Raw genomic sequence first — 19,128 nt, 5'->3', positions numbered from 1 at the left:
AATATAAATATAAAAGGCCAATTAGGACAACCCGATCAGCCTTTTATAAAAATGCTTATCTATATCCGTTGTTTGTTGGATCCGATTCCAAAAGAGCCGGATTCAAAGTAAATTCTTCCGGAGGTATAGGAAGCAATATATGATGGGGCTGTATATTGGCAGCTGGGTCATACACTCTATACTCCGTGGATTTTACCACATCCAACAGTATGCCCCATCTAATCAAATCCATTCGTCTGTGTCCTTCTCCGCCCAATTCCCATCGCCTTTCGTCATAAATAGCCTGTCTGAAGGTCTCTTGGGTAAGACTGGCCAAGGGCTGATCTGGCTCATAGGCTCTTTTTCTTACTTCGTTTATATATTGATAGGCGTTGCCAGGGCCATTAAGTTCATTTTCTGCTTCTGCCGCCATAAGGTATACATCTGCCAATCTAAACACAATTTTATTATCCCCATGGTTTCCCCTAGGTGAATTTACTTGGTCCAGATTCCACATTTTGGGCATATATGGAAAATTAAGCTCGAATCCCAGGTATTCGGTAACAATATTCTCTGATCTTCTAAGATCGTCCATAGGAAAATCATTGACATAGTCCGGCAAAGGTATGGTAAGCCCATAACCCGTAAATCCTTCATTTCTGCCTCCCAAAGCAGCACTCAAGGCGTTTTGTTGGGAGGGATCTTTAGGTTCGTCCCTTATTCGCGGGGTAAAATGATCTACCCAATCGTTACTACTTACGTCCCGAACAAAATCGATTTCCCATATATTCTCCACATTGTATTCATTATTGGGGTCGAATACGGCAGCGTAATCATCCAATAAATCATGTGGGGAGTTATTGATTATCTCCACTGCCTTATCCCGTGCTTGTTCCCATTTTTCTTGGGTAAGCAGAATTTTTACCATAACGGTGGCAGCAACCCATTTGGTAGCTTTCCCTTGGTCGGTTTCGGATAATGAATTGGGCATTAGGTCCTGTGCCCTTTGAAGATCCTCCAGTATTTCGTTTCTGATCAAGGTTTTATCCGTTCTGGGCAATACCTGTATTTCACTTATGGGAAGATTGTCCCTATAATACGGTACGTTCCCCCAAAGATTGGTTAGATGGTAATAGGCATACGAACGTAGGAACAGGGTCTCCCCTTCAAACATATTCCGCTCCTCCTCCGTCAATGTTTGGTTTAGATCTATCTGTTCCAGAATGGTATTCGCATTAAGAACAATGGCATATAAATTTTGCCAGGTCAAAGGTGCTCCTGCACCTTGGTCTATGGCACCAATATTACTTTCGCTCAAGGTATAGGCCTGGGTAGGTTCTACCTGCCCAAAAATTCTATTGGGCCCTATTATGTCGGCCCCGTTCTCATAATAACGGTCCAATCCTATTTTTCCGTGAAGGGAATTGTCCTTATAGATATTATAGAGTCCCACTATAGCCAATTCGAATTCGGTAGGGGTGTTAAAAAAATTGGAAGGCGAGGCCAAATCCCTAGGTTCTTCCTCCAAAAATTTATCACAGCCAAAAAGCAATGTAATGATCGTTATTAGTATTATGAAATTTATATGTTGTTTCATTTTCAGTATCTTATATGTTGTTTCCATATGATGCATAGCTTGTTATATTTAGAAATTAACCCTGACCCCGGCGGAAATTGTTCTGGAAGTGGGGTATTGCCCTCTTGAGAACCCAATGGAAAGATTTTCCTGATCCCTATCAAACTGACTGGTTTCCGGATCTTTTAATCTAAAATCGGAAAGAATGAAAAGGTTGGTTCCGGTTACATATACATTGATCCCCTTAAATCCCTTTAAGCCCAAATTATCCACAGGGATATTATAGCCCAATCTCAAACTTTTTAAACGAATATGGGACCCATCTTCGATCATGGCCGAATTATTGTATATTTCGGACAAAGCCGCTACGGCCCCTGCCCTGGGAATATCAGAAGTTGGGTTCTCCGGTGTCCATCTGTTGACCGTTTCGGCATATTTTGTAGTTTCAGAACGGCCAAAAAATGCCGTTTGTGTTAGGCTATTGAAAACTTCATTGCCATAGGTACCCTGAAAGAAAAAATCCAGCTCAATGTTTTTATAGGACAGTGTATTGCCAAGGCCAAAATAGAAATCGGGCTGAGGGCTTCCCAATACAACAAAGTCTTCCTCATTGACCTCTCCATCCCCATTGGTATCATCAAAATGGGGACCACCTACATCCTGGCTACCACCTAGTCCAGCGGCATCGATCTCTTCTTGTGATTTCCAAGTTCCCAAATAACGGACCCCGGTAAATACGGGAGCACTTTCTCCAACTATAAGACGTGCCCCTGTTCCTCCCTGTTGTGCAGGGGTTACAAGATTTATGAAATCAACACCTCCCAAGTCGACCACCTTGTTATTGTTACTGGATAGTGATAAGGATGAAGTCCATTTAAAATTATCATTTGTAACATTTACACTATTTACCATGAACTCCACTCCCTTATTTTCAACCTTGCCAATATTCTGCAATTTGCTTACAAAACCGGTTTGTCTGGGCAATCGGGCATCGAGTAAAAGATCTTCCGTATTTTTTTTATAATAATCAACTTCTACTGATAGTCTATTGTTAAAGAAACCCATCTCCAGACCTATATCCAACTGATTTGTAGTCTCCCATTTTAATTCTGGATTTTCAGGCCTTCCCAGAACAACACCTGGTTGTTCTATCCCATTAAATGTAGTATTGGCACCATTTAAAATAGCCAAAGTCCTATAGGAAGGTATTGCCTGGCTTCCTGATCTACCATAACTGGTACGAAACTTAAGCTCGCTGAAAATATTGAGATCTTGAATAAATTCCTCTTCCGCTAATTTCCATGCAAAGGCCCCGGAAGGAAAAAATGCATACTTGTTGCCTGGGGCGAAACGAGAGGAACCATCTACCCTCCCCACTATCGTGAAAAGATATTTATTGTCCAGGGAATAATTTATTCTTCCCAACCATGAGGCCAGTTGAAAAGAATCGTAACCAGAAACTACTTCGTTTCGTGTGGGATTGGATCCAAATCCAAGATTATTGAATCCCGTAACATCGTTTGAAATCTGAAATGCCCTCGCCACGCTTTCCTCCTGTTCTGTTTTTTGAAGGGTAAACCCCGCCAAAACAGTTAAGTAATCGTCCTGACCTATGGTCTTATTATAGGTCAAGGTATTCTCATTGATATACCCTGTTCTCACAGAATTACGCACTTCGGCATTCCCTCCATTTTGAACGATTAAATTGTTGGGCAATGCCCCGGGGTTAAAAATATTCCTTTTAAAGTTGTTCAATTCGGGACTAAAAGTTGTTTTGAACACCAAGTTTGAAAAGGGTCTGAATTCCATATAAAGGTTCCCCAATATATTTGTTTCCAAATTATGGTCCTGTTTTAATTGTATATCCGCCTCATAATTCGATGCTATTCCGTCCGTAATAGGGTCCAATGCCGTATAATTCCCTTCTTCGTCATAAATTGCTCTTGTAGGAGTGGTGAAAAGAAACAGGTTATCCAAACTGAACTTATTATTTTCCTTTTTTAATTTGGCAATATTTACCCTCATTCCTACTTTAAACTTTTCGGAAAGTTTAATATCCAAATTGGTCCTGAAAACATATTTACTGATTCCTGTGGCCCTAACAAGACCTTCTTGATCAAAATAATTCCCGGACACATAATAATTGATATTTCTATTCTCAGAAACCCCCGATACCGATACATCTATATTTTGGACCGGTGCCGTATGTGTTACCTGATCTATCCAATCAACATCGGGAACGCTTGAAAGGTCGGGAAACGGTAAGGCTGCATTTCTAAATTCTGCATCCTCATTGGCATAGGCCGCATGCTGGGGACCATCAAGGAATTCTACTTGGGTAACCATGGACTGAAGTCCGGTATATGCATTAACGGATACGTTGGGTATGCCAGGAGTAGCGCCGGCACCACTTTTTGTTGTTACCAATATTACCCCGTTGGCACCTCGGGTACCATATATGGAAACGGCAACGGCATCTTTTAGAATATCTATGGATTGAATATCGTTTGTATTCAGGTTGCTCAAATTGTAGTCGGTCCCCACGATAACACCATCTATGACCCATAACGGCTCATTGTTGCCTTGAATAGAATTTCCGCCACGTATCCTTATAGTTGTTGCCGCCCCGGGCTCCCCGCTAATTTGTGAAACCTGAACACCGGAAGCCCTCCCTTGCAATGATTGGTCTATCCTAGCTACTGGGAGATTTTCCAGATCGGCACCACCTACCTTGCTTACGGAACCTGTCAAATCTTTTCTGCGGACTTCACCATACCCTATTAATACTACTTCATCCAATCCAGCTGCGCTTTCCTCTAAAACAATGCTGAGACTGGTCTGTCCATTTACCTGGACCTCCTTAGTGGCAAAACCTATGTAGGAAACGACCAAAACCGCATCCCCGCTGGCAACCTCTATAGTGAAATTTCCATCGAAATCTGCCGTAACGCCATTGGTTGTTCCTTTTTCAACAATATTTGCGCCGGACAGTGGAGTGCCATTGTTATCTACAATTTGTCCGGAAACTGTAGCTTGAAGATGATCTAAACCGGACAGATAAATTGAATTATCCCTTCTGCCTAAAACGCCACGTTCCTTAAGGAAAATTTGTTTATCTACTACATTGTGCGTGGTCCTAGTATTATCAAATATCCTTTCCAGGATATTGGTAACCAACTCCTTATTGGCTTTTACACTTATTACGCGGTTAAGATCCACCTCTTTTATCTGATATACAAAATGAAAGTCGGTCTTACTTTCTATTTCATCAATAAGTCGCTCTACCGTAACATTTTGAAGGTTTAATGTAATCTTTGTACGCTGTGCATAGGAGGAATTGGCCTGCATGGTAAACAGCACCAAAAACATGAATAACATACTAATCTTCATCTTTAAATTGAGTTTAAGCAATGGGTAGGACCTTCTCTTTTGGTCAAGATTTTTTTTCATACTTTTATAATGTTTGATTGTGGTTATACTTAAATGTTGATCACTTCTACCGATCGGGAAATGGTGACGCATTTTCCGATTTTTTTATGATCCTGTACAAAGTAAATTTTTGGTTTTTTTTAGTTCTTCATTGGCTGCCTATGTTTTAAAGTTTAATTATTTAGTTTTTAGTACGTGACAAAAAATAATTTTTCGTCATCGCGAGGTACGAAGCGATCTGTCGCCCATTGGGCAGATTGCTTCACTTTGTTAGCAACAACGCATTTTTTATGCTCCTATTGGTTTTTGTCATGCACTGTTATTTAGTTTACAATGATTTCATGGTCATTGATTACAGAATAATCAATATGATATTCCGCTTTAAAGTAATCCAATATTTTATGGATGGGCATTTCCCCAAAACTGGCATTGAATTTGGCCGAAGCCAATTTCCCATTGTTGTTGACGATCTTTACATCGTAATGTCGTTCCAGCTTTTTTAGAATATTTTCGAATGTCATATTCCTGAATACCATTACCCCGTTTACCCAGGAAGTATATATACTGGTAACCACAGGCTCGGTGTTAATATTACCATGGACATTATCATAACTCCCTTTATGCCCGGGAACAAGCATTGTTCCTTCACTGTCATCGGACATTTCCTTTCCCGGATACATCCCTACGGAACCCTCTACCAAGACCACCTCCTTTAGTGGATCTTCCGGATAGGCCGATATATTGAACTTGGTACCAAAAACCCTAATGTTCAGATCGGCGGCATTTACAATAAAAGGACGTTCCGTATCCTTGGCCACATCCAAAAATGCCTCGCCGGATAAATAGACCCTTCGCTCTTTCCCCGTTATAAAATCCACCGGATATTTTAAGGATGATCCCGAATTTAAATAAGCTATGGAACCATCGGATAATTTCAGCTCAAAGTGTTTGCCATAGGGTACATGAAGTGTATTGTACATGGGTTCTCTCGAACCTGCCTTGCTTGCATTGGTATATACAAGTTGGTTCCCTACTTGGGAGCCAACTACATTCCCTTCAGAATCCATTACTTCAGAGGTGCCGTCTTCGGATATAATTTGGATATTTCCATCCTCCCGTTCCAAGGTAATAAAGTTCTCTTTTGGAGTAAATGCTCTGTACTGGCTTTTTTTAGAAAGGTTTTCATTAACAAAGTACCCTAGGGTAATGGAGAAAATTATAATCGCGGCATACTTAAGAACACCTCGGTACTTAAATCTTTTTAGATTGCTTTTGTCCTTCTTTATTTTGTCCAGCAAAAGGCGTTTTGATTTTTCGGTATCGTAGCTTTTCATTTTACGGTCAATGCTGTAATTTAATCGTATATATTCGTTAAAAAGTAAAGTATTTGAAGGCTTCAACAATTCAATTTCCAATTGATCCAGCTCCTCACTTGAAATGGAAGAGGTAATATATTTTACTATTAATCCAATTACCTTTTTTGGCTTCATTGACTAAGCATTTCACTTTTATACGAAGCCATTTTGGGAAACCCTTATTTTTTTCACATTTTTTTTTCATATTTACCATAATTTCGAACCAAAAAAAACCAAATCACACAATGAAGGGGGATTTTAAAAACCAATCTACTCTAATTGAAGGCCTTAAAAAAGGTAATGAAGCTGCCTATGAATTTTTGGTGGAGCATTATCACAACAAATTATGTGTATATGCCAACAGTCTTATTAGGGACGACCTTATGGCCGAAGACATAGTGCAAAATGTTTTTGTACAGATTTGGGAAAAGCGGCACAAACTGATGCATGATTTTTCCCTGGAAAACTACCTTTATAAATCCGTACATAATAAATTCATCGACCAGTTCAGAAAAGGCAAGGCGGTAATGTCCCTTGAAAGAAAGTATATTGAGGCTTTGGAGTTGGCGGTTGAAGAAAAGGACGAATTACAAGAGCAAAAAATATTGGGAATACTTTTCAATGCCATATATGAATTGCCCCCAAAATGCCAACAGATTTTTCTTATGAGCAAAAAGGAAGGGCTCACCAATATTGAGATATCGGAATATTTGAACGTATCCAAAAAAACTGTTGAAGGGCAGATTACCAAGGCTTTTGGACTTCTCAGAGAAAAATTGGGCAAGGAATATGGGATGATAATGTTCCTCATCTTCGGCAGCGAAACTAAAGGATTGGTCAAATGACATACTATTGTTAAATATAGAATTGAGATGTTAGATGCTAGATGTTAGACTTTAGACTTTTTGAACCTTGAACCTGAAACTTTGAACCAGTGCGCCCTGCCAACTGCTACTGCCTACTGAAGACTATCCAATCTCAATACTCACTACTAACTACCCTCTACCGCCGCCTTTAGGGTTCCGATAATAAATCCCGAATTTTGTCCAGAAATTCCATTTCTTCATAGGGTATCATGTCCAGAATATATCCCAGTACTTCCCGCACATTGTGTTCGGGTTCGGGAACGGCCCGGGTGGGAGTAAAATCAACTTCCAATGCCATGATACAGACCTTGATTAGGTTGGAAACCATAAATGAAGCTCCCAGATAACCATCGGTTAAGAGGTTTACAGCATAAAGTTCCTTCCTCGTTGGATACCGTTTTAAGGTAGAGAAATGTTCTTTTACCAGTGCCTTTATTTTATTTAAGGCTACATCGTCTTCTGATAACGGAATATTACTATTGGGGGTATTCCCTTGAACAAAGGGTGTTTTCTTTTTGGTGCCCCGCTTTTGAATATGCGACTGGCATTCGGCCAATTTATCTGCAAAGAGTTTCGAAACCAAAGCGGACATTTGGACCGTATTCCCATGTATCTTTTGAAATAGCGTTTTGCTGAGGAGATAATTATGCTCGTCCGCTTTATTGGCATAAGCCTCGTCCAATAGTTCCAAAAGATTTGGTTCATGTTTCACTTCTGTATTGAAAAGGAACCCTAATTCAGGAACATATGCCTTTATAAACTGTTGTTGTTCCTTAAGGCTATGGGACGGATATGCTTCGCCCTTCATAAACAGTGACACCTTGAGAAACAACAATTTTATAGTCTGATGGAACAACAATGCCGGTTGCAAAAAATTCTCCTGTTCAAGTAAATAAATGGCGCCTTCCAATAAATTCCCCACCCTTTCCAACTCCTTGTTAAAAGCCTGATGGATTATTTTCAATTGTTCAGATTCTACGCTACATTGATTAAACAGGTCCGTACCCTCATTGGAACTGGAGTAAACCCGTTGGCCAAAAAGACATGCCCGAACGAAAAATAGATTATACCCCATTAATTGTTGCCGGGCATATTCTAAAGGAAAAACCCTGTACAAATAGTCAGTTTCATTACCAAATATATTTTCCAGCTTTAACGACAATTCCTTTGGTACAAGAGCACAATTTTTGTCCAATATGAATATAAATAGCGATTCCCTATTCGCATTCCGATCTAATTTCAATTGGTAAATAAGTTGCACCTGGGGCAACGAATTAAGCTTACTTAAGATTTGCGGTGTGGCTTCCATTTTAGATAAATATTAATTAATTGATATACAATACTTACAGGAAATAAGACCATATATAGATATCAAGATACCCATGTGTCTTTTGTTGTACCCGATTTAAAGCCTTAATGATATAGAGAATCCAGACCATTGGGCCATTGTACGCTTCAAATTAAAAAGCGTGATTTTTAACAATATAGGTTTGGAACAAAAAACATGGCCGGATTACCATGACGGGTGTAGTACGTTAATTATGGAACAAATACCATTTAAAAATCAATTGAACAATTAAATGGTATGGAGATAAGAACCGAAAAAATAGTGTGGCGTTAATCCCATAACGAATATCCTATATACAATTTTATTTGTCAATTTCAATAAGTTATCTTCTCGCTTACATCCTGAAAAGGACTATAAAACACTCTACTGGGCAAAATTTTTATAATTAACCTTCCTTATCGTAGATATGTTCAACTTAACAATAAACTTATACAAAACAAATATAGGTGATAATTTTCAACAAAACTACACCTACAATAATTTTTTTTGCTATCAATAAAATTTTAACAATTTTCAACATTGTTAGCGAGACATAAAAATTTGTAGATACTTTCTTTAAAAATAAACTATTACCAATTAAATGGCTCTTTATATGGTGTTGAAGCAGAGAGCAGACATCCAATTTAATGACTGATTATTAAAGTTGATAATTATCATCATTAGTGTCTATAAGCTATATTGTCCGGAAAAGAATCAAGGGCTGGAGAATCTTTGGATTCGTGCTCTGCAGCCTAGGTATCTCGGCCCCAATTAATCCCCACCATTTAATTAAGAATCATTATGCCTTAGAATATAAGTTATGTAATTTAACATGTTCTTTAACCTGTTCTTGATAAAAAAATTGCTTCACCCCTATTATTCATCCAATAATTTTGTAAATTCAACACTATCACTCCCTTACACTAAAATCATGGCAAACTTCAAACTTAAAATCAACGGAAAAACCCAGCAAATAGATGTAGATCCCAATACACCCATGTTATGGGTATTGCGGGACCATCTGAAATTGGTGGGTACCAAATACGGTTGCGGTATCTCACAATGTGGGGCCTGTACCATACATTTGGGCGATAACGCCGTACGTTCCTGCCAATTGCCCATTTCTGCTGTTGGCGAACAAAATATTACCACCATCGAGGGCCTTTCCGAAAACGGCGACCATCCAGTTCAAAAAGCATGGTTGGAAGAAGATGTATATCAATGTGGATATTGTCAGGCCGGACAGATCATGAACGCAACTGCATTTCTTAAAAAGAACCCAAATCCCACCGATGAGGAAATCGAAGGAGCTATGAACGGAAATATTTGTCGCTGTGGCACATATACACGCATCAAAAAAGCGATCAAAACTGCTGCTAATTCACAAATCGTATAAAATTGCCCGGTACATCAAAAAAAGATAAATCATGACACGGATAAAAACACAATACAATCGTCGTTCATTTATAAAGGTTTCAGCTGCTGCCGGTGGCGGAATGCTTATAGGCTTTAGTTGGCTCAATGCCTGTAAGCCAAATACTCCCGAACCAGGGGCGGGGGTGGCGGTACCTAAGGAATGGTTCGAAATAAACGGCTACATCAAAATTGGGGATACCGGAATGGTAACCATATATTCTCCCAATCCTGAAATAGGACAAAACGTGCGTACGTCCATGCCCATGATCGTGGCGGAAGAATTGGATGTGCCATGGGAAAATGTGGTAGTGGAACAGGCGCCACTAAATACAGGATGGTATCAAAATCAATTTGCAGGAGGTAGCCTGTCCATTCGTTTAAGCTGGAATGCCTTGCGAATGGCCGGTGCCACGGGTAAAAGGATGTTAATGGAAGCCGCTGCAAAAGAATGGGGCATACCGGTATCGCATCTCAGCGCCAGCAATGGAATTATCAAAGAGAATATTGGAGAACGCACGGTCGGCTACGGAGATATGGCCTCCAAAGCGGTCGGAATAGAAGTCCCTAAGGAAGTGGAGCTGAAAGGGGTTAAGGATTTTAAACTGATAGGTAGTAGTATCAAAAATGTAGATGGTAAGAAAATAGTTACCGGCAAGCCCTTGTTTGGCCTGGATTTTCATAGGGACGGTATGCAACTGGCCATGATACAACATCCCCCTGCTTTTGGGATGACTATTAAGGATTTTAATGAAGCGGAAATAAAAAGTATGCCCGGGGTAAAAGATGCGTTTATTATTGATACTTCCATTGAAGAGCCAGGGGGATTCGACGAAAAAGGCTTTAAGCAACTCATCGCCATAGTTGGGGATTCTACATGGCAGTTAATGCAGGCCAAAAAGGCACTAAAGGCCAATTGGGAAACTACCGGGGAATTGGAGAGTTCCGATATACATGTAAAAAGATTGGAAAAAGCTTTAGCAACAGGAGAAGTACAGGAAAGTAGAATGGACGGTAATCCGGAAGCCGCCTTTAAAAAAGCGGCCAAAATTGTTGAACGCACCTATAGTGCCCCTTTCATAGCCCACAATACCTTGGAACCCATGAACTTTTTTGCCAACGTAACGGCGGATTCGGCAGAACTTATTGGTCCAACCCAAACTCCAGAGGCCTTGGAAGGGTCGGTTGCAAAATTGTTGAAATTGCCTCTCGAAAATGTGACCGTAAACATGACCCGTATTGGGGGTGGTTTTGGCAGAAGGCTTTATGTACATTTTGGTGTAGAGGCGGCCGCTATTTCTAAAAAAATAGGGGGTCCCGTAAAGTTGATCTATACCCGGGAGGATGATATGACCCAGGGAACCTATCGCCCTACCTATCGTTCTATTTACAAGGCGGGTCTGGATGAGAACAATAATCTGATCGCTTTCACTGTTAAGGGTGCCGGGTTGCCAGAGGGGCCGGTATTTCCCAATCGATTCCCTGCTGGGGCCGTTGAAAATTATTCGGCCGAGAAAATAAAGGCCGATACCAATGTTACTACAGGCGCCTGGCGGGCACCAAGATCTAATTTTACTGCCGGTGCCGAACAGGCGTTTCTGGACGAAGTAGCGGAAGCAGCGGGCAAAGATCCTATAGATTTTCGATTGGAACTGTTTGATCGGGCCATAAAAGATCCTGTAGGGGAAAAGCACGAATACGAAGCGGAACGCTATGCAGGTGTATTGAAACTGGTCAAGGAAAAAGCCAATTGGGGAGTAGCTAAACCTAATGTACATCGCGGGGTAGCCGCCTATTTTTGTCACTCTACCTATGTTGCGGAAGTATTTGATTTGAGTATAAAAAACGGGAAGCCCATCGTGGAAAAGGTGTGGTGCGCCGTTGATTGTGGTATAGTGGTAAACAGGGATGCCGCAAAAAATATGATAGAAGGCGGCGTTATAGATGGTATAGGCCATGCCATGTATAGTCAGCTTACCTTTGACAATGGGACAACCCACCAGATGAATTTTGACAAATATCAGTTGATCCGGCATTCACAGGCGCCAAAGGAAATTGAGGTTTTCTTTGTCGAAAATGAAATAGACCCTACTGGATTGGGAGAACCTGGTCTACCACCAGCTATAGGGGCTTTGGCCAATGCCCTTTATAAAGCCACCGGACAGCGACATTATCATCAGCCTTTTGTAACCGAAAAACAGCTAGTGGGATAGGAAAATTTGGATAGGGCATTCTCATATATTTCGGTTATATTTATATGGCACGCTTTCAGGAGCGAAGTCTTGAGCTAAGTTTTTTCGAAATTTATTGATCGGGTACGATCACCATAGGCCGTTTTAAATTCTATAAATAAGCGGCAATCCATCCTATTTCCATCCCCCTTGGTAAGCGTTTTATAGTCATCCCTGAAATGATAATAAACCATAAATACGTACTTTCTATTTTTTACGTAGATTTGTTTTGGTTGATAACATCCTAAACAGAACCAATTTTTTGATTATTTTCAGCATGGAAATAGTTTTCTTTATATGAATTCAATAGTAACAATTTTCAGCATTATCGCCGAGAATGAAGGTATTAGCCTGTCCGCACTTGAAAAATCCATCGGAGCCAGTAAAGGGGTATTGTCAAGGGCCCTTAAACACGGCACCGATATTCAGGTGAAGTGGCTCATTGCCCTTGTTGAAAACTATCCCGAATATAATCCTGAATGGATATTGACCAACAAGGGGCCTATGCTAAAACATAAGGAAACCAATGACCTTCATCACATGAAGGAAGCAGGGGAAACCTACCAGCTGCAGGAAAAAATTACTGTTTTGGAGGAGCAGATCAATATTCTAAAAACAGCCATTGAAGCCTTAAAGGAAAACAACGATTCCTTAAAGGAAATAAAGGAATTGTTGCAAAAGCGGATCGATACTTTGGAACAATAGGGCGTCCATGTGCATTTAAGCACGTACAAATCGGAAAAGGCAGGTCCGAAGGGCACGGGCGGATAGGAAACCCTGTTTGTAAGTATTTGCAGACCCTACCCAAGGGTCAGAGAATCTTCTGATTAAATCGGTTCAAACTCAAAAACAGATATTTCATTTCAAAGGACTTCGAATTTCAATAATCATTACCTTGGAACCATATCCAGTTTATATGGACTTTTCGAGCTGCCTGTATGCAAACACGGCTCTAATGCCCCTAAGGTTAAATTTTCCCATTAACTATTATGTACGGAAATACGATTTGGATTTTCCTGTGGCGATCCTACTTTTATATAGACATAACTTTCGTTAACGCCCCCATCCATAAAAGACTGCCACCATATTTCATAAACTCCCCTACACGAATCCAAATATTCATTAGGTAGGTACTAGTGACCATGGGGTTTAATCATTTCCGATACCCAAATAAAAACATTTTTCCTTCATTAATTGCAGTACCATTAATGGGCAAAATGTAGTATCTTCCTTAGCTGATCACTTAGTTCTATATCCTTGATGCCCAATTTTTGGTATCTTGATTCGAGGTGAATTTAGTGACTTTATCAACTGGATTTCTGCCCTAATAAGCAATACATTTAGATTATAACAGTACATGATTTTCAAACAAATACAATCAATTTCAAAAGACTTAAGACCAACAAAGCGTGAACTTCACTGGGCTACATATACCTTATATGTATCTACCTCTCTACTTGTGTTGCTTTCCGCAATGAGTGCAGTCTTCTCCTACAACGACCCCTGGATTCTTTTAAACTATCTGGCACGTATCACGGCCATATTAATCTTCGCCTATGTTTTGCTCAGATTGACCCACCTAATCTACAACTTTCCGAAAAGATACCTTTCCGCTATTCTGATTACCATCCCAATTTTTTTGAAGGTCCTTTATTTTGAGTTAAGTTCTACAATTTTTATGGTGCTCATATTGTCCCTTTTAGGTGGAGGGCTTTCCAATTTACGTAAACCAGGGCTCCGATCATTGCATCTTAAAAAACAAATAATTGTTCTTACAATCCTTACTTTTGCGCTTTCCCTATGTATAGCAACTTTGGTTCTATACTCCATTCGAGGTCTGAAAATGGATCCCATGGTCAATGCAGCGGCCCTTTCGGCGGAAAATGTAGTTCCTATTAACGCCCCTTCTCCAGCTGAGAACGGCCCCCATCGAGTTAAACATTTGAGCTATGGCAGTGGAAAGGACAAGCACAGACCTGCATTTGGATCGGAGACCGATTTACTTACACCTACTATAGATGGCAGTGCTTTCATGGAGGATTGGACCGGTTTTGGTGGTTGGTTCAGAGAAAAATATTGGGGGTTCAACACCTCTGCCCTCCCCTTAAATGCCCATGTCTGGTATCCTGAAGGAAGAGGACCTTTTCCATTAGTTTTGATTGTTCATGGGGATCACGATATGAAGGATTTTTCCGAATATGGTTATGCGTATTTAGGGGAGCTACTCGCCTCCCGTGGATTCATACTTGTTTCGGTAGCCCAAAACTTTCTTAATTATTCATGGTCCGATTATAGGGGAAGAATTAAAAATGATAACAACGCCAGAGCATTACTGCTATTGGAACATCTTAAAATATGGCACACTTGGAACACAAAGCAAAATCACCCATTCTTCAAAAAGGTAGATACAACAAATATTGCGCTCCTTGGTCATTCCAAGGGCGGCGAATCGGTAGTGCATGCCGCAGTGATGAACAGGCTAAAACATCATCCGGATGACATGACCGTAAAGCTGGATTATGACTACGCTATAAAATCGCTGGTGGCACTATCTCCAGTTGATGGACAATATAAACCAGGTGGTAAAAGATCCTCCATTCAAAACATTAACTACCTAACATTGCATGGATCTCTAGATGCCGAAGTACCTTCGTTTTTGGGGGCAAAGCAATTTGAGCGAATCAATTTTTCCGATAGTGCCTATTATTTCAAATCGGGGCTTTATATTAAGGGCGCCAATCACGGTCAGTTTAATTCAACATGGGGGGATAACGATGCGTTTACTCCTTTCTATAAAGGTTTTTTAAATCTAGCCGATTTAATTCCAGAAGTAGAGCAACAAAATATCACAAAAGTCTATGTAAGTGCTTTTCTGGAAACCACACTTAAAAACAACAAAACATTTTTTCCAATATTTGCAGATTATCGAAAGGGTAGGAATTGGTTGCCAAATAATATTTATTTGAATCAATTTGAAGATTCAAGGACAAGCTTTATCTGTACATTTGATGAAGACGCAGACCTTACTTCCTCAACCCTGGGCAAAAACGCTATTTCTTCGGAAGGTTTGACAATCTGGCAAGAAAGGGAAATTGACTTGAAAAAGGAACTAAAAGGAAGTAGAGGGGTATTCATTGGTTGGCAAAACCCATATTCTAATAATTCTTCAAAAGGCAGGGCTGGCGAACAAACCAAACCAGTTGAATTAGGAAATTTGTGGGCGCAAAACCCTGTCAATTACCCGATTCCACAATACTCCATCCAAATTCCACAAAAAAAAATCCGTGTAGACTCTTCATCTGTACTTGTTTTCTCTATAGCCGAATCTGAAGGGGAGTACACTAAATTGATGAAAAAAAAATCCAACTCTGCCAATTATGAAGTCAATACTGTCATTCGTGTCAACCATAAAAATACTAACCACAATAAAAAAACGGATACAAAAGCGCCTATCGATTTTTCAATTAACATAATAGATCATAAAGGAACGCAAGTTAGTTTTAAACTTAGCGATTTTTCCGGTTTACAAAGGAAAATCAAAACAAGCCTCAGTAAAATAGACCACTTGGAAGGTAAGTTTGATTCGGAGAAAATTTTTCAAATGTTCGCGTTTCCAGTAAAGGAAATGCTAAAGAAAAACCCAAGTTTTAACCCTACATGTATTGCGAGTATCCATTTTTTATTTGACCGTTCGGAGGAAGGCCTTATTGTAATGGATAATATTGGTTTTATGCAGTCTTTAGATCACTAACGAACCATTTATTCCTAGCTAAAAATTATGCCGTTCACTAACCTCGTTCCAATTCCGATATTTAATATTTTGAACGTTTCCCCGAACCGAAACTGCACCTATGTAATTATCATATGGTACAAAAGAAAATATTCTCCAACTGTCCTTTTCACAGGGATTCCATTTTGTTTCAATAAGTCTAGCCTCTCTATCGTCATCAAGCGTAACAGAAAAGGAATCCAAGGGCAGGGAAAGACCGTCGCCCTTAGCCTTTATAAACGATTCCTTTCTGGTCCAACAGCGAAAAAATGCCCTGTTCTGCGTTTCCTTGGCAATTTCTTTTAGCGATTTAATTTCACTTTGTGAAAAAAACTTACCCGCAATATCGACTACATCAAAATCGTCCTTGATCTTTTCAATATCCACCCCCATTTCCATAACCTTACCAAAACCTATTATAGCCTTGCCACCCGAATGGGAGATGTTGAAAAGCAAACCATTTTCTTCCTTAAAGTAAGGTTTGCCATACGCTCCATACTTAAACCTAATTTGTGTAGGATCTTTTTGTAAATAATGTCCAGATAATATTCTCAAAACCGCCCTGGCCGTTATAAAAATGTATTGATCATGGGCAAACCTATACTTGCCTGCCCTAATTTTTTCATTTTCACATAGAAGGTTATAATAACGGTTAGCCAACTTGGCCCCTACATCTACAAACCATAAATGAAGGGTTTCTTTTTCCAAATTGTAATAATTAGCCAGCTCAGCACCCATTCTATTAGTTATTATTTACAATACTACGCGTGTTCACGCACATGCTTCATCAACTGTTTTAGCCAATAAACGTACATGAGGTTCTTCAAAAAGATTTAAATGGTTTCCTGTATTGTAATATACTTTCACCTTCGAATTGGTCCAGTATTCCCATAATCGTATTTTTTCTTCCCTGCTTCCTATGGGTTCTTTTTCAGTTAAAACAAGGGTAATTGGACTATCAATTTTTTTCCATATATACTGTTCATGCACATAATCCAAATGTTTCCGGATTTTAGTAAGGGCAATAGTAGACTTATCCTGGGTAAAAGTAATATAGGTAGGTTCCAATAATTGCCTATATCTGTATACTATGGAACTTTTCAAAGTCATTATTGGAGCATACCGTATTTTCAAAAAGTAATTTTTAAGTCTTGGCCTTAAACTTGGTTGGTCTATTTTGGCTGGAGACTGTGCCGTACTGTCCACAATTATAAGGTTTGCCCGTTTGCCCATTCCTTGAAGAAGCAAAGCCATTTCAATAGCAAGGGCACTATAGCAAAAAAACATAATATTGTACGTACCATCGTCTATTATCTCCAACATTTCGGACAGATAATCCTTGCTCATTGCCTCTATACTAGCATGCATTGTGCCCTCTCCATCAATTCCTCTTGGTTGCAGCAGATAAACAGGCCTATTTTCTTTCAAATATTTAGGGAGCAGTTTATAAAATAATACATGGCCCTCACCTCCATGCACACAAAAAAGAGGTTTTTCACTTCCGGTTGTCCTAAGTGGAACAATAAACTTTCTATTCGGTAATTCCGATTTAATATTTTTGGCAAGCAACTCCGCTATTTGTTCTATTGTAGGGCTAAAAAGAAGGGTTGTCAGGGGCAATTTTGCTCCCAATTTGCTCTCGATCAATACAAACATCTGAACGGCCATTATGGATTTACCACCAAGTTCAAAATAATTGTCCGTTACCCCAACTTTGTCCAATCCCAAAAGATTTTTCCATATATTGACCAGCTGTTCTTCAATCTCATTTCTTGGGGCAATATAATCAACGCACAAAGCTTCAATTTTAAGAGCCTTACTTTTTTTTTGCTCGGAATCATCGTGAAGAAAAACCCCAACCCCATCCAAAACTTCACCGACCTGCGTTACCCCATCGGATAATATGAGTTTTAAAACACGCTCCCAATTATCCATAATCCATTTTTTAGTTCCCTCATTTAATTCATCGGCATTGAATATAAACTTAAATTCCATTTGTGTACCGGGCACAATAATTAAGGTTATTGGATAATTGGAAGTAACTCCGCTTCCATAGTCATTAATTTCAACATCACCACATTTGAGGTCCTTCCATGGAAAGTTTTCGAAAACCAACAGGCTGTCGAACCTTATACCCCCTTTGGTATTACTAACTTGGGACAAAATTTCCGTGAAGGCAGTTTCCTCATATTGCAGGCATACCAGCTGTCGTTTTTGAAACGATTGCAACCATTCTATTAAGGAACACTGCTTAACAATTATACTACTTACAGGTAAGATATTCATAAACATTCCGGCAAGAAGGTCCATATTGGGGAAATCGTTTGAACGACCGGACACCGTAGTTCCAAATACGACATTGTCCGCATTGAAATAGGCACTCAAAAGTAAACTCCATGCCCCTTGAATCATTGTATTGACACTTACCAAATTAGCTCTTGCCTTTTCTGTGATTTTTTTTGATTCAGCTACCGATAAAGATATGCACTCCATGATGCTCCCATCTGACCTAATAGGGGCATTGGCCCTAATAAAAAGATGGGATTTGGAATAGCCGGCAAAATAATTGGACCAAAAGGATGCTGCTCCATTCCGTTCTTTGTTTTTGAGCCAGGCGTAATAGGTTTTAAGAGACGGGAGTGTTTCCAATTCCCTATCGGTGCCTTTACATAATCCTTCATAAAAGGCGCATAGGTCCTTTACAATGATACTGCTAGACCAACCATCCAATAGAAGGTGATGGCATGGCCAAAGAAAAAAAAACTCCGCTTGGCCCATTTTGATAAGATAAAAATTAAGCAATGGATTTTGTTTGAAATCCAAGCCCGATCCTTTTTGGTCCGACTTTAAAGCCTCAAGCCTTATGTCTTGCTCAGCTAAACTGAGGTGAGTCCAATCCAAAATGGTCCAGTTGGGTTCACTTGTTCCTCGTATCAACTGTACTGGCGTACGGATATTTTCCCAATGCACCGATGATCTCAAAACCTGATGTCTTTTAATGGAAAGCTCCCATGCCTTCTTGAAAAAATGGGTATTTAATGACCCTTTCAATCTAAAGCCTACATGTAAAAAACCTTCATCGTGCAATGGATTGAAAAGATGATGGACGAGCATTCCTTGCTGTAATTCCGTCAGGGGTAAAATAGCTTCAATATTTGTTTTTTTTTCTTTATCCATATCCGG

At 39.7% G+C, this 19,128-nt stretch carries 11 protein-coding genes; 5 read left to right on the top strand and 6 right to left on the bottom strand.

Annotated features, from left to right (window positions below):
- Positions 1-55 precede the first annotated feature (55 nt).
- From D0S24_RS18265 to D0S24_RS18255, 3 genes are all read right to left on the bottom strand, one after another.
- Positions 56-1,576, bottom strand: coding sequence for a RagB/SusD family nutrient uptake outer membrane protein (locus tag D0S24_RS18265; RefSeq protein WP_117021390.1), 1,521 nt, complete (start codon positions 1,574-1,576; stop codon positions 56-58).
- Between the two features lie 48 nt (positions 1,577-1,624).
- Positions 1,625-5,005 carry a TonB-dependent receptor gene (locus D0S24_RS18260; RefSeq protein WP_251795829.1) on the bottom strand — a complete coding sequence of 1,127 codons (3,381 nt, stop codon included), beginning with the start codon at positions 5,003-5,005 and terminating at the stop codon, positions 1,625-1,627.
- A gap of 302 nt (positions 5,006-5,307) precedes the next feature.
- Positions 5,308-6,474, bottom strand: coding sequence for a FecR family protein (locus tag D0S24_RS18255; protein WP_117021273.1), 1,167 nt, complete (start codon positions 6,472-6,474; stop codon positions 5,308-5,310).
- A 110-nt stretch (positions 6,475-6,584) separates the two neighbouring features.
- On the opposite strand from D0S24_RS18255, the gene D0S24_RS18250 reads away from it, so the two are divergent.
- On the top strand, positions 6,585-7,184 hold the full coding sequence (locus D0S24_RS18250) for an RNA polymerase sigma factor (RefSeq protein WP_117021388.1): 600 nt from the start codon (positions 6,585-6,587) through the stop codon (positions 7,182-7,184).
- A gap of 169 nt (positions 7,185-7,353) precedes the next feature.
- On the opposite strand, the gene D0S24_RS18245 is transcribed toward D0S24_RS18250, so the two are convergent.
- Positions 7,354-8,514 carry a hypothetical protein gene (locus D0S24_RS18245; protein WP_117021272.1) on the bottom strand — a complete coding sequence of 387 codons (1,161 nt, stop codon included), beginning with the start codon at positions 8,512-8,514 and terminating at the stop codon, positions 7,354-7,356.
- Between the two features lie 949 nt (positions 8,515-9,463).
- Here D0S24_RS18245 and D0S24_RS18240 point away from each other — a divergent pair.
- The 4 genes from D0S24_RS18240 (at position 9,464) to D0S24_RS18225 (ending at position 15,927) form a co-directional block, all read left to right on the top strand.
- On the top strand, positions 9,464-9,928 hold the full coding sequence (locus D0S24_RS18240; protein WP_117021387.1) for a (2Fe-2S)-binding protein: 465 nt from the start codon (positions 9,464-9,466) through the stop codon (positions 9,926-9,928).
- 31 nt (positions 9,929-9,959) lie between these two features.
- Positions 9,960-12,158 carry a xanthine dehydrogenase family protein molybdopterin-binding subunit gene (locus D0S24_RS18235; RefSeq protein WP_117021271.1) on the top strand — a complete coding sequence of 733 codons (2,199 nt, stop codon included), beginning with the start codon at positions 9,960-9,962 and terminating at the stop codon, positions 12,156-12,158.
- Positions 12,159-12,473: 315 nt separating this feature from the next.
- Entirely contained in the window at positions 12,474-12,881 is a 408-nt protein-coding gene (locus tag D0S24_RS18230; protein ID WP_117021270.1) for a hypothetical protein, read from the top strand.
- A 652-nt stretch (positions 12,882-13,533) separates the two neighbouring features.
- Positions 13,534-15,927 (top strand): chlorophyllase/cutinase-like alpha/beta fold protein, encoded by a 2,394-nt coding sequence (locus tag D0S24_RS18225; RefSeq protein WP_117021269.1) that lies wholly within the window; start codon positions 13,534-13,536, stop codon positions 15,925-15,927.
- 18 nt (positions 15,928-15,945) lie between these two features.
- Here D0S24_RS18225 and D0S24_RS18220 read toward each other — a convergent pair whose 3' ends face one another.
- Positions 15,946-16,683: a 4'-phosphopantetheinyl transferase superfamily protein gene (locus D0S24_RS18220; protein WP_117021268.1), complete on the bottom strand. Its 738-nt coding sequence runs from the start codon at positions 16,681-16,683 to the stop codon at positions 15,946-15,948.
- 33 nt (positions 16,684-16,716) lie between these two features.
- Complete coding sequence (locus D0S24_RS18215) at positions 16,717-19,122, bottom strand: condensation domain-containing protein (protein ID WP_117021267.1); 2,406 nt, start codon at positions 19,120-19,122, stop codon at positions 16,717-16,719.
- Positions 19,123-19,128: the final 6 nt, after the last annotated feature.

Source organism: Arenibacter sp. P308M17 (assembly GCF_003426735.1).
Taxonomy (GTDB): domain Bacteria; phylum Bacteroidota; class Bacteroidia; order Flavobacteriales; family Flavobacteriaceae; genus Arenibacter.
Note: the sequence above shows the minus strand (reverse complement) of the source record. Positions and strands in the feature narration are given on the sequence as shown.

Bases quoted from the DNA above. Each gene is read 5' to 3' on its own strand.
- D0S24_RS18265 (WP_117021390.1), bottom strand. From the start codon at position 1,576: ATGAAACAACATATAAATTTCATAATACTAATAACGATCATTACATTG.
- D0S24_RS18260 (WP_251795829.1), bottom strand. From the start codon at position 5,005: ATGAAAAAAAATCTTGACCAAAAGAGAAGGTCCTACCCATTGCTTAAA.
- D0S24_RS18255 (WP_117021273.1), bottom strand. From the start codon at position 6,474: ATGAAGCCAAAAAAGGTAATTGGATTAATAGTAAAATATATTACCTCT.
- D0S24_RS18235 (WP_117021271.1), top strand. From the start codon at position 9,960: ATGACACGGATAAAAACACAATACAATCGTCGTTCATTTATAAAGGTT.
- D0S24_RS18220 (WP_117021268.1), bottom strand. From the start codon at position 16,683: ATGGGTGCTGAGCTGGCTAATTATTACAATTTGGAAAAAGAAACCCTT.
- D0S24_RS18245 (WP_117021272.1), bottom strand. From the start codon at position 8,514: ATGGAAGCCACACCGCAAATCTTAAGTAAGCTTAATTCGTTGCCCCAG.
- D0S24_RS18250 (WP_117021388.1), top strand. From the start codon at position 6,585: ATGAAGGGGGATTTTAAAAACCAATCTACTCTAATTGAAGGCCTTAAA.
- D0S24_RS18225 (WP_117021269.1), top strand. From the start codon at position 13,534: ATGATTTTCAAACAAATACAATCAATTTCAAAAGACTTAAGACCAACA.
- D0S24_RS18230 (WP_117021270.1), top strand. From the start codon at position 12,474: ATGAATTCAATAGTAACAATTTTCAGCATTATCGCCGAGAATGAAGGT.
- D0S24_RS18240 (WP_117021387.1), top strand. From the start codon at position 9,464: ATGGCAAACTTCAAACTTAAAATCAACGGAAAAACCCAGCAAATAGAT.
- D0S24_RS18215 (WP_117021267.1), bottom strand. From the start codon at position 19,122: ATGGATAAAGAAAAAAAAACAAATATTGAAGCTATTTTACCCCTGACG.